Source organism: Cupriavidus sp. 22TCCZM04-2, assembly GCF_057798895.1.
Window position 1 is genome coordinate 63,361 of the sequence record NZ_JBYOJS010000025.1, and the last position, 11,354, is coordinate 74,714.

General features: G+C 67.9%; 8 protein-coding genes. 2 read left to right on the top strand and 6 right to left on the bottom strand.

Going from position 1 to position 11,354, the window contains the following annotated elements; genetic code table 11:
- Positions 1 to 2: 2 nt before the first annotated feature.
- From AC3FKG_RS26710 to AC3FKG_RS26725, 4 genes are all read right to left on the bottom strand, one after another.
- The gene (locus tag AC3FKG_RS26710) at positions 3 to 839 is read right to left on the bottom strand and encodes an IclR family transcriptional regulator (protein WP_483712069.1); all 837 of its coding nucleotides are present in this window, start codon (positions 837 to 839) and stop codon (positions 3 to 5) included.
- A 148-nt stretch (positions 840 to 987) separates the two neighbouring features.
- On the bottom strand, positions 988 to 2,127 hold the full coding sequence (locus tag AC3FKG_RS26715; protein WP_488744587.1) for an FAD-dependent monooxygenase: 1,140 nt from the start codon (positions 2,125 to 2,127) through the stop codon (positions 988 to 990).
- A gap of 244 nt (positions 2,128 to 2,371) precedes the next feature.
- A complete protein-coding gene (locus tag AC3FKG_RS26720) occupies positions 2,372 to 3,607 on the bottom strand; it encodes an acyl-CoA dehydrogenase family protein (RefSeq protein ID WP_488744588.1) in 1,236 nt (411 codons plus the stop codon).
- A 52-nt stretch (positions 3,608 to 3,659) separates the two neighbouring features.
- Positions 3,660 to 4,805: an acyl-CoA dehydrogenase family protein gene (locus AC3FKG_RS26725; protein ID WP_488744589.1), complete on the bottom strand. Its 1,146-nt coding sequence runs from the start codon at positions 4,803 to 4,805 to the stop codon at positions 3,660 to 3,662.
- A 277-nt stretch (positions 4,806 to 5,082) separates the two neighbouring features.
- On the opposite strand from AC3FKG_RS26725, the gene AC3FKG_RS26730 reads away from it, so the two are divergent.
- Positions 5,083 to 6,627 carry an AMP-binding protein gene (locus AC3FKG_RS26730; RefSeq protein ID WP_488744590.1) on the top strand — a complete coding sequence of 515 codons (1,545 nt, stop codon included), beginning with the start codon at positions 5,083 to 5,085 and terminating at the stop codon, positions 6,625 to 6,627.
- A gap of 165 nt (positions 6,628 to 6,792) precedes the next feature.
- Positions 6,793 to 9,576: a winged helix-turn-helix domain-containing protein gene (locus AC3FKG_RS26735; RefSeq protein ID WP_488744591.1), complete on the top strand. Its 2,784-nt coding sequence runs from the start codon at positions 6,793 to 6,795 to the stop codon at positions 9,574 to 9,576.
- A 37-nt stretch (positions 9,577 to 9,613) separates the two neighbouring features.
- On the opposite strand, the gene AC3FKG_RS26740 is transcribed toward AC3FKG_RS26735, so the two are convergent.
- Both AC3FKG_RS26740 and AC3FKG_RS26745 read right to left on the bottom strand, forming a co-directional pair.
- Positions 9,614 to 10,285 (bottom strand): nitroreductase, encoded by a 672-nt coding sequence (locus AC3FKG_RS26740; RefSeq protein WP_483712063.1) that lies wholly within the window; start codon positions 10,283 to 10,285, stop codon positions 9,614 to 9,616.
- A gap of 12 nt (positions 10,286 to 10,297) precedes the next feature.
- A complete protein-coding gene (locus AC3FKG_RS26745; protein WP_483712062.1) occupies positions 10,298 to 11,173 on the bottom strand; it encodes a crotonase/enoyl-CoA hydratase family protein in 876 nt (291 codons plus the stop codon).
- Between the last annotated feature and the right edge of the window lie 181 nt (positions 11,174 to 11,354).

Here is an 11,354-nt window from a genome sequence, read left to right on the forward strand (position 1 = left end):
TGCTACCGCGTCCGGCTGCTTCCGGTGCGCTCGCCGAGCAGGGCAGACAGGTCGCGTGCCGCGGTCTTGACCTCACGCTCCACGCGTTCGCGCAATGTGCCGTCGGCCTCGAAGCGCTGCTGCGGACCGGCCACGCTGATGGCGGCAATCACCTCGCCACTCGCGTCGCGCACGGGTGCGGCGCAGGAATCGATGCCGGGTTCAAAGGCGGAGAAGCTCCACGCGCAGCCGCGTTCGCGGTCGGCGCCCAGGATCTCGCCCAGGCGTGCATGCGTGGACGGGCTCTGGCCCGTCACGGTCGGCAGCGGGTCGTCTCCGAGCAAGGCGCGCAATGCCTCTGGCGGCAGATCCGCGATCAGCATGCGGCCGGGCGTGGTCAGGTGCGCGGCCACGCGGCTGCCAACCTGGATATTGCTGACCAGCGAGGTATTGGGCATGTCGCGCAGCAGGTAGAGCGCATGGCCGCCATCGCGCACGACCAGGTAGGCCGAGAGCTGCAGCGAAGCGCTCAGGCGCGCCAGCACGCGCCGGGCAAACGTCGTCAGGTCATTGGCCGCCAGCACGCGCGCGGACAGCTTCAGGAAGCCGAAGCCGATCTCGTGCCCGCCCTGGGGCAGGCGTTCGAGCATGCCTTCATGTTCTAGCGTGGCGAGCAGCCGCATCACCGTGACGCGGTTCACGTCGATGCGCCGGCCGACCTCGCTGAGGTTGGCGGTCGAGCCGCCTTCGGCAATGAAGCGCAACAGCCGCAGGCCGCGGATGACGGGGGAGACCAGTTGCGGGCTGGCGTCGTCGGTATCGGCAATGTCGTCGGTTTCGGGGCTTGGTGGCTTGGGCATGGTTATCGGGAAAGGCAAACGGCCGCGCAGGCGCGGCCGTGAAAACTGCTGGCATTGCTGGAACCGCCTGTCGGTCTGCTCCCTCTCCCGCAAGCGGGAGAGGGAGCAGACCGTCGGCAAGTCGCGCATATCGCTAATCGCTAATCGCTTATCCCAGCGCAACGTTCCAGGCGTCGTAATCGTACACCCAGTCGGCATTGCCACCCTCCTTGAGCCAGGCATTGCTGCGCGAGCCGATCTGGATGCGGCTGGTGCGCGCATGGCGCGCGCGCTGATAGCGCGCCAGCGCGGCCGGCACGGCGGCATAGCCGTCGCCCGCGGCGTCGGCCAGGCAGCGCGCCAGCACTACGCCGTCCTCGATCGCCATGCCCGCGCCTTGCGCCATGAACGGCATCATCGGGTGGCACGCATCGCCCATCAGCGTGACGTGGCCGTCCGACCACGACGGCAGCGGATCGCGCACGTACAGGGCGGAGATCAGCACGTCATCGCAGGCGTCCAGCAAGGCGCGCGCTTCGGGGTGGAAACCCGCGTAGGCGCTGCGCAGGTCTTCCACGCGGCCCGGCGTGGTCCAGGACTCATGGCGCCAGCTTTCCTGCGCCACGGTGGCAAAGATAAAGATGTCGCGCCCGCGGTTGAGCGGGAAGGTGACGATCTGCGAGGCCGGATCCGTGCCCCACCACTTGGTGAAGGCGTTGAGGTTGGGCACGCCAGCCAGGCGCTCGGCCGGCACCACGGCGCGGTACGCCACGACGCCGGTGAAGATTGGGCTTTCCGGGCCGAACAGGGCGGTGCGGACCATCGAATGGATGCCGTCCGCGCCGACCAGCACGTCGACCTTGTCTTCGCTGCCATCGGCAAAGCGCACGGTGATGTCGCCGCCATTGCGATCGATCGCCACAGCCTTGTGGCCGAGCCGCACATTGGCGGCCGGTAGCGCGCTTTCCAACGCGCTCATCAGGTCGGCGCGGTGCATGGTCAGTTGCGGCGCGCCATAGCGCTGCTCGGCCTCGTCGGACATGGGCAGGCGCGAGGTTTCCTCGCCCGTGTCCCAGGTACGGCTGATGCGGTGTGTCGGGCGCGCGGCGGTTTCGCGCAATGCGTCGCCGACGCCAAGCCCGTCAAGCGCGCGCACGGCGTTAGGGGTCAGGTTGATGTCGGCGCCAACCCGCGCGAAGCGGGGGGCCTGTTCATACACGGTCACATCCATGCCGAGCTTGCGCAAAGCAATCGCCGCTGCAAGGCCGCCGATGCCGGCGCCGTTGATGCCGATCTTCAATGAATTCATGTGGTCTGCCTCTTGTCTGCCAGTGATGGGGGCGCCAGCGCGGATTACGCGAAATCCGCAGCTGCCGGCATATGTTCATAAATGAACATATTGTTCATAAAAGTTTATGCGCGAAAAATGCCGCGCGTCAAGCCATACATGGAACAAGGAGACAAGGAGGCCTGCGGTAGACGGGAAACGGGGGCTTGCAAAGATAAAGGCCCGCTTCGGCGGGCCTTCTGTCCGTGGCAGGGCTCGGGTGGCGCTAGAGCCCGAGCATCAGCTTGGCAATGATATTGCGCTGGATCTCGTTGGATCCGCCGTAGATCGAGGCCTTGCGGTAATTGAAATAGCGCGGCGCCAGCACGGCGGCATACTCGGGCCCGACGCGGGGCGGGGCCTCCCGGCCCTGGATCTCGGCCCAGGTGTCCTGCACGAAGGGCAGCGCCGCCGGACCGGCTGCTTCCACGGCCAGTTCGCTGATGGCCTGCATGGCCTCCGTACCCAGCAGCTTGAGCATGCTGGACGCCGCGCCGATCGATTTGCCCGATTCCACGCCGCTGAACAGCTTCAGTTCCACCGCCTGCAGTCCGGCCGCCCGCAGGTGAAGCTGGGCCAGCTTGCGGCGGAAGCCAGCGTCTGCGAGCAGCGGTCGGCCATCATCGCCGGGCTGGTCGGCGGCGATCGCGGCGACTTTTGCCAGTTGCTTGCCCAGGGTCGGGCCATAGGTGCCGCCGCGCTCGAACTCGAGCAGGTACTTGGCGTAAGTCCAGCCCATGCCTTCTTCGCCAATGCGGTTCTCGACCGGCACGCGGACGTTATCGAAGAACACCTGGTTGACTTCCTGCTGCCCGGGCATCGGGCCATCCAGCGTGGGTAGCGGAGCAACCGTGATACCCGGCGTGCGCATGTCGACCAGCACGAACGAAATGCCCTCCTGGCGCCGCGCGTCGCGGCTGGTGCGCACCAGGCAGAACATCCAGTCGGCCCATTGCGCATGCGTGGTCCAGATCTTGGAGCCGTTGAGCACGTAGTGGGCGCCTTCGCTGTCGGTGGCAAGGTCCGCGCGCATCTGCAGCGACGCCAGGTCGGAGCCGGAATTGGGCTCGGAGTAGCCCTGGCACCACCACACATCGGACTTCAGGATGGGTGGCAGGAAGCGCGCCTTCTGCGCTTCGGTGCCGTATTTCATGATGACGGGCGCGACCATTTTCAGGCCCATCGGCGACACCGGCGGGCAGCCGGCCGCGGCCAGCTCCGACTGGAAGATGTGGCGCTGCGTCGGCGTCCAGCCCGGGCCGCCGTAAGCCTCGGGCCAGTTGGGCGCGGCCCAGCCGCGCGCGTGCAGCGCCTTTTGCCAGCGCACCTGGCCGGCCTTGTCCAGGTAGCCGTTCTTGGTTTGCGCCATCATGGCGCGCAATTCGGGATCGAATGCCTCGCCAATCCAGGCGCGCACTTCGTCGCGGAACTGCAGGTCTTGCTTGGAGAATTCGAGATGCATCGGCGGGCCTCGCTGAAGGACGGAAGGATGCTTGGGGTTGGCTAGCGCAGCCTCAGGCTGCAGCGGGATAGAGCAGGTCGGCGTAGCGGCCCAGGTGGTGCTCGGCCGAACCGAACTGCAGGTCGATGGCCGTCACGCGCTTGAAGTAGTGCCCCACCGCCAGCTCGTCGGTCACGCCCATGCCGCCATGGATCTGCACCGCGGCCTGGCCGATGAAGCGGCCGGCCTGCCCGGCCTGCGCCTTCGCCGCGCAGGCTGCCAGCGCGCGCTCGCGCCACTGCGCCGTGGCCTGCATGGCCGCGACCTGGGTCAGCGCCACGGACTGTTCGAGCTGCATCGCCATGTCGGCCATGCGGTGCTGCAGCACCTGGAAGCTGCCGATGGCGACGCCGAACTGCTTGCGCTGGCGGGCATAGTCGATCGTGTCCGCCAGCATGCGGGCCATCGCGCCATTGGCTTCCGCGCTCAGCGCCATGAGCGCGGCGTCGCTCAGCTGCTCGATCAGCGGCAGCGCCTTGCCTTCGGTGCCGAGCAGGTGACTGAATGGCACCCGGACCTGGTCGAACCGCACGTCGGCGGCGCGGTTGCCGTCGATGGTCGGGTACTCGCGCAGCGTCACGCCCGGCGTATCGCGCGGCACCCAGAACAGGCTGATGCCATCGGTGTCGCGCCGTGCGCCACCGGTGCGGGCACTGACGACGAAGTGCGTGGCGAACGGTGCGCCAACCACGGCGGACTTGTGGCCGTCGAGTACGTAGCCGGCGCTGTCGGCGACCGCGCGGGCCTGCACGTCGTGCCGGCAGTAGCGGCTGGCCGGCTCGGCGTGAGCCCAGCCCACCAGGGTTTCTCCGCCGATGATGGCTGGCACCCATTGTTCCGCCAGTGCCTTGCTGCCTTGCAGCAGGGCACCGCCGCCCAGCACGACGGTGGACAGGTACGGTTCGAGCACCAGGTGGCGGCCGAATTGTTCCAGGACGATCAAGTGTTCGGCCGCGCCGCCGCCCAGGCCGCCCAGCGCCTCGGGAAATCCGGCGCCAAGGATGCCTAGCTCGCGCGCGAACGCGCGCCAGCAGTCGGGGCGCCACCCGGCGTCCGTGCGGACGGCGGCGCGCCGTGCTTCGAAGTCATAGTGATCGGCCAGGTAGCGCGCGAGCGTGTCGCGCAGCATTGATTGTTCTTCGCTGAACTGGAAATCCACCGCGGCTCCTTTCGGCAAGGGATGGGCTCGGAATGGGAAGGGGAGTTGCCATGAGGCAATGACATGCTGCGACGGCCATCTTCGGCGCAAGCTTGTCGCGTGCGCATCGTCGCATCGGACGAAGCCCCGGGGGCCTGCTCTTGCCGCACTGCGGCATGGCGGGCCCCGTCCCGTTCGTCGTTTCCGACGATGCCCGAGTCTGGCCCGGCTCATGAGAATGCATCCAGCACAACCGCCGGAGACGCGGCGGCACCCATTCGAATTCCAGGAGACCACCATGCACCCGTATGTCCACGCGCAGCGCACCCCAGACAAGCCGGCCGTCATCATGGACAACGGCACCGTGGTGACGTACCGCGAGCTGGACGAGCGCTCCAACCAGGTGGCCCGTCTCTATCGCGACCACGGCCTGCAACCGGGCGACCGGGTGGCCTTCCTGATCGAAAACCATCCGCGGCTGTTCGAGCTGTGCTGGGGGGCCCAGCGCAGCGGCATCACCTTCATCTGCCTGAGCACGCGCCTGAACGTGGCGGATGCCGCCTACATCATCCGCGACAGCGGCGCGCAGATGCTGATCACTTCGCACGCGCAAGCGGAAGTGGCCGCCGCGTTGGCGGAACAGGTCCCGGGCCTGAAGGGCTATCTGATGCTGAACGGCACCTTGCCGGGCTACACATCGTACGAAACCACGCTGGCACAGTATCCGGCACAACGCATCGAGGACGAAACCACGGGCGGCGACATGTTGTATTCCTCGGGCACCACCGGGCGTCCGAAGGGCGTCTACGCGCCACCGGGCAGCCCGAACATCGACACCCCGACGTCGCTGACCACGCTCACAGAGAAGCTGTATGGCTTCGGGCCCGGCATGCATTACCTGTCGCCGGCGCCGCTGTACCATGCCGCGCCGCTGCGCTACAACATGTCGGTGCAGGCGCTGGGCGGCACCTCGGTGGTGATGGAGCATTTCGATGCGGAACAGTTCCTGCGGCTCGTGCAGGAGCATGGCATCACGCATACGCAGGTGGTGCCGACCATGTTCTCGCGCATGCTGAAGCTGCCGGCGGACACGCGTGGCGCCTATGACGTGTCGTCGCTGCGCGTGGCCATCCACGCTGCGGCGCCGTGTCCGGTGCAGGTCAAGGAGCAGATGATCGAATGGTGGGGGCCGGTCGTGTGGGAGTACTACGCCGGCACCGAGGGCAATGGCGTGACGGTGGTCAGCTCGCCCGAATGGCTGCAGCGCAAGGGCACGGTCGGTCGCGCCATGATCGGCAAGCTGCGCATCTGCGATGCGGACGGCTCGCTGATGCCGGCGGGGCAGCCCGGCACCATCTATTTCGCCGAGGGACGCCAGTTCGTGTACCACAACGATCCGGCCAAGACCGAGGAGTCGCGCCATCCCGAACACGCGGGCTGGAGCACCATCGGCGATATCGGCTACGTGGACGAGGACGGCTACCTCTACCTGACCGACCGCAAGGCCAACATGATTATCTCCGGCGGCGTGAACATCTATCCGCAGGAGGCCGAGAACCTGCTGATGACCCATCCGAAGGTCATGGACGTGGCCGTGATCGGCGTGCCGAACGAAGATTTCGGCGAAGAAGTCAAGGCCGTGGTGCAGCCCGCCAGCATGGCGGAGGCAGGGCCGGAACTGGCCGCCGAGTTGATCGCGTTCTGCCGCGAGAACCTCTCCGGCATCAAGTGTCCGCGCACCGTGGACTTCGCAGCCGAACTGCCGCGCCTGCCGACCGGCAAGCTGCTCAAGCGGGTGCTGCGCGACCGCTACTGGGCCGGCCACGGCAACAAGCTGGTTTGAGGCAGACCGGCACCGCGATGGCCTGCCGCGGCCTCGCTTGCCGACGCCCGGGTCGGTTTACGCCATAATTCCCTGTTCATTCCCAGGCACGGCCGCGCCATCACACCGGCCGGCCTGCAGTACACAGGGCGAGGCTGAACCCGGATGCGGAGCACAAACTAGCCAATGGCGAGCAAAGAGGAGACTGCCCCGCGCCCGGCGCCGGGCACGGGCACTGGCACCCTGGTCGCGAAACTGCGGCCGCCCCTGCTGACCCCTTACCAGGTAGAGCGATCGGCCATCTGCGACACCGTCTGCGCGGCCGGCTTCGTGCGGCTCGTGCTGGTGCGCGCGCCGGCAGGCTTCGGCAAGACCACGGCCATGCTGCAATGCCGGGCGCGGCTGGAATCGACCGGCGTGCCGACGGTCTGGCTGACGCTGGACCGTGCCGACAATGACGCCACGCGTTTCATCGGTTCGCTCGAGGTGGCGCTGTCGCAGGTGCTCGAAGGCGGAGCGAAGCGTCCCGCCGATCATGCCGGCGTGGATGCCGGCGAGCAGGCGCTCGCGCTGATGGACCGCGTGGCGCGGCATCCTGGCGCCTTCACGCTGTTCCTGGACGACTTCGAAGCGCTCCAGAACCCGGCCGTGGTCGGGCTGGTCTGGCAACTCGTCGAAAGCCTGCCGCCGGGCGCGCGCGTCGTGGTTGGCACGCGCTGGGTGCCCGAGACCGGCCTTGGCCGCCTGCGCGCGCGCGGCGAACTGCTCGAGATCGAACCCGCGCAACTGCGCTTCAGCGCCGTGGAAACCGAATCGTTCCTGCGCCAGGCGCGTGGCCTGAAGCTGGAGCAGGCCGCCATCAGCGTGCTTCACCGGCGTACCGAAGGGTGGCCCACGGCGCTGTGGCTGGCTTCGGTATCCATGGAGCGGCGCGCGCAGCCCGAGACCTTTATCGCGGGCTTCTCGGGCTCGAACGCGGCCATTGCCGATTACCTCGTCGAGGACGTCTTTCACCACCTGCCCGAGCCGGTGCGCGATTTCCTGTTGCGCACGTCGATCCTCGACCAGTTGTGCGGACCGCTGTGCGACGCGTTGTACCAGGCCGGCCCGCAACCTCCGGCGTCCGTCGAAGGGGAAGCGCCGGCCGGCAACAGCGCGGACATCCTGGCCTGGCTCGAGCGTGCCAACCTGTTCCTGCTGCCGCTGGAAAGCGAGCGCTATGGCGAGCGCGGCACGGCCGAGCAGCCCCAGCAGTGGTATCGCTATCACAGCCTGTTTTCCGACTTCCTGCGCGGACAGCTCGCGCAGACGCTGCCGCAGGCCGTGCCCGGACTGCACATGGCGGCGTCGCGCTGGTATGAAGGCCAGGGACGTCCGGTGCCGGCCATCGAGCATGCGTTTGCCGCCGGCGCAGTGGCCCATGCGCTGCAGCTGCTGGACAGCGCCGCGGGCGAACTGCTGGCGCAGGGCCGCATGCGGCTGCTGACGCGCTGGCTGGAGGTAGTGCCGCCCGACGAACTGGCGCGCTGGCCGAAGCTGCAGATCGCGCGCGCGTGGGCGGTGTCGTTCACGCGCGGGCCGGCGCAGGCCATTGCCTTGCTGCAGGCCGCATCCACCGAAGGGGCGGCCGGTGAACTGCTGGCGCATGTGCGCGCGTTGCGCCACATGCTGCTCAATATGATGGATCGCTTCGACGACGCCCGTGCCTTTGCGCGCAATGAGCTGCCGCCGCTGCCGATGGGCTACGCGTTTCCCGATGCCATCCTCGCCACGTCGATGGGTCGGCTGGCGGCGGTCAGTGGCGACTACGCCGAGGCGCGCCGTCTCCTGGCCGTCGCGCGCCAGGTTGTGCGCGGGTCGGACAGCAACTTCAACAAGATCTTCTCGGAGTCGGTGGAAGGACTGATCGACCTGCGCCAGGGGCGGTTGCAGCAGGCGCTGGGACGCTTCCGCATTGCCGCGCGCACCATGCTGCCGAACCGGTTCGGGCCGACCAACGGCAACGCCATGGCCTGCATCCTGCTGGCCGAAGGACTCTATGAGAGTGGCGATTCCGACCGCGCCGGCCGGCTGCTCAATGTCTATCTGCCGCTGTCGCGAGACCTGGGCCTGCCGGACCAGATCATTACCGGACACCTGGTGCTGGCGCGCATTGCGTTCGAGCGCGGCGAAGCCGACCAGGCCCATGAATGGCTGGCCGCGCTGGAGCACCTCGGGCACCATCGTGGCCTGACGCGCCTAGTCATGGCCGCGATGCTCGAACGCGCGCGGCTGGCCTTGCGCCAGGGCAACCGGCACGCCGCCGAAGAAGCCTTGCAGCGGGCGGCGGACCCCGCGCTGTGGCGTACGCGCCCGGGCGTCAGCTCCTTTGCCAGCGATGTCGAAGACATCACCGTCGGCCGCTTGCGGCTGGCCTTGCATGTCGAGCCGACTGCGCAGGTGCGCGAGGCGCTGGAGCGCGAACTGGCGGCGGCGGTGTCCAACCAGCTGATGCGGCGCGCGCTGAAGCTGCGCATCCTGCTGGCGCAGGCGTACCAGCGCACGGGGGACGGCGCGCAGGCGCTCGTGGCCATGGGCGAAGCGTTGCGCTTTGGCGCGGCGGAAGGCTTTGTCCGTATTTTTGCCGACGAGGGTGACGAAGTGCGCCGCCTTCTGGCGCAGGCCTGTTCGAGACAAGGCGCAAACTTGCCGTCGGCCTATGTGGAAAAGCTGCTTGAAGCGTGTGGCATGGGGCCGGACGCGGCCCCGGCGAACCAGCCCGCGCCGGCGCCACTGGTGGAACCGCTGACGCCGAAGGAGCAAAAGGTCCTGCAACTGCTGGCCGAAGGTTTTTCCAACGTCGCCATGGCGCAGCGGCTGTTCGTGTCGGAAACCACCGTGCGCACGCACCTGCGCAATATCAGCGCCAAGCTGCACGCCAGCAACCGCACGCAGGCAGTGGCCATCGCCAGGCAGCTCGGGCTGCTGTGAAAAAAGGCGCGCCGGACCGGCGCGCCTTGCTACCTGCTCAGATACCCATGAACTCGGTGAACGCCTCCAGCGGCGCGCGTGGCGTGCGCAACTGGTTGGCGGGCGCTTCAGGATCTTCGTAGCCGATCGCCATGCCCGAGAAAAGCATCCGCTCGGGCGGCAGCGACAGGAAGTTGCCGAGGGTCTGCGGATAGATTGCCCAGCATTCCTGTGCGCAGCTGTCCAGGCCTTCCTCTCGCAGCAACAGCATCACCGTCTGCAAGTACATCCCCAGGTCGGACCATTGCGGCGGCCCCATGCGCCGGTCGACGCTGCAGAACAGCGCCAGCGGCGCACCGAAGAAGGCAAAGTTGTTGGCGAACTGCGCCAGGCGCCCGCGCTTGTCTTCGCGCGGGATATCCAGGCAGCGGTAAAGCGCCTCGCCCACTTCGAAGCGGCGGTCGCGGTAGGGCGAGGCCAGCTCGCGCGGATAGATGTCGTACTCGCGGTCTTCGCCGCCGGGCGCTTCCGCCACGCGCTGGCGCATGATGCCTTTCAGCCGATCCATCTCCTCGCCGCCCACCACGTGGAGGTGCCACGGCTGCAGGTTGCCGCCCGATGGCGCGCGTGCCGCGGTGTTCAGCACGCGGCGGATGGTATCGGGATCAACGGGCTTCGGCAGGAAACCACGCACGGATTTGCGGCTGTCGACCGCCTGGCTGACTTTCATCCTGGCTGCTCCTCAGGCGAACGGCGGCTCGCCGCCCCATTCGAAGAAGTCCGGCATGTCTGCCGAAACGCGATCGGGGAAGGCGGCGGGGCGCTTTTCCAGGAACGCGCTGACGCCTTCCTTGACGTCGGCCGAACGGCCGCGCGACTGGATCGCCCGGCTGTCGAGCTTGTGCGCCTCCATCGGGTGGCTGGCGCCGGCCATGCGCCAGATCAGTTGACGCGAGATGGCCACGGACACCGGCGCCGCGTTATCGGCGATCTCCCTCGCAATGGCGCGTGCGGCAGGCAACAGGTCGTCGGGCGCATGGAGCGAACGCACCAGGCCGCGCTCGAACGCTTCCTGCGCCGAGAACACGCGGCCGGTGTAGCACCACTCGAGTGCCGTCGAGATGCCGACCACGCGCGACAGGAACCACGAAGACGCGGCTTCCGGCGTAATGCCGCGCCGCGCGAACACGAAGCCGAACTTGGCATCGGTGGAGGCCAGCCGGATGTCCATCGGCAACTGCATGGTCACGCCAACGCCGACTGCCGCGCCGTTCACCGCGCCGATGACCGGCTTGAGGCTGCGGAAGATGCGCAGCGACACGCGGCCGCCGCCGTCGCGGTGGGCGGTGTCGGGCTTCGCGCCATAGCGCTTCTCGAAATCGAAGGTGGAGCTGCCGCCCGACAGGTCCGCGCCCGCGCAGAACGCGCGGCCGGCGCCGGTGACGATGACGGCGCGCACGTTGTCGTCGGCATCGGTGGCGTCAAAGGCGGCGATCAGGTCCTGCATCATCTGGCCCGTAAAGGCGTTGAGCTGGTCGGGCCGGTGCAGGGTGATGGTCGCTACGCCGTCTTCCACGGCGTAGCGCAGGGTCTCGAAGGTCGGGATGGGTTGGGTCATGGCAGTCAGGCGGCGTGGGTAGGTCTGGCCCACACTAGTGCAGAATGCGTCTCCCGCAATCGTCGTTTTCGACGAAGCTAAGGCGCGCCGGGGCACCTTAGACTGGCCCAGCGTGGCGGGGGGGGGCCCCCGGCCCGGGCGCCCGGCGCCCCAAAAACCACCAAACAGAACAACCCCATAC

What these genes read in the sequence shown, in the direction of transcription:
- AC3FKG_RS26730 (WP_488744590.1), top strand. Translation starts at nt 5,083, where the DNA reads ATGCACCCGTATGTCCACGCGCAGCGCACCCCAGACAAGCCGGCCGTC.
- AC3FKG_RS26745 (WP_483712062.1), bottom strand. Translation starts at nt 11,173, where the DNA reads ATGACCCAACCCATCCCGACCTTCGAGACCCTGCGCTACGCCGTGGAA.
- AC3FKG_RS26720 (WP_488744588.1), bottom strand. Translation starts at nt 3,607, where the DNA reads ATGCATCTCGAATTCTCCAAGCAAGACCTGCAGTTCCGCGACGAAGTG.
- AC3FKG_RS26715 (WP_488744587.1), bottom strand. Translation starts at nt 2,127, where the DNA reads ATGAATTCATTGAAGATCGGCATCAACGGCGCCGGCATCGGCGGCCTT.
- AC3FKG_RS26735 (WP_488744591.1), top strand. Translation starts at nt 6,793, where the DNA reads ATGGCGAGCAAAGAGGAGACTGCCCCGCGCCCGGCGCCGGGCACGGGC.
- AC3FKG_RS26710 (WP_483712069.1), bottom strand. Translation starts at nt 839, where the DNA reads ATGCCCAAGCCACCAAGCCCCGAAACCGACGACATTGCCGATACCGAC.
- AC3FKG_RS26740 (WP_483712063.1), bottom strand. Translation starts at nt 10,285, where the DNA reads ATGAAAGTCAGCCAGGCGGTCGACAGCCGCAAATCCGTGCGTGGTTTC.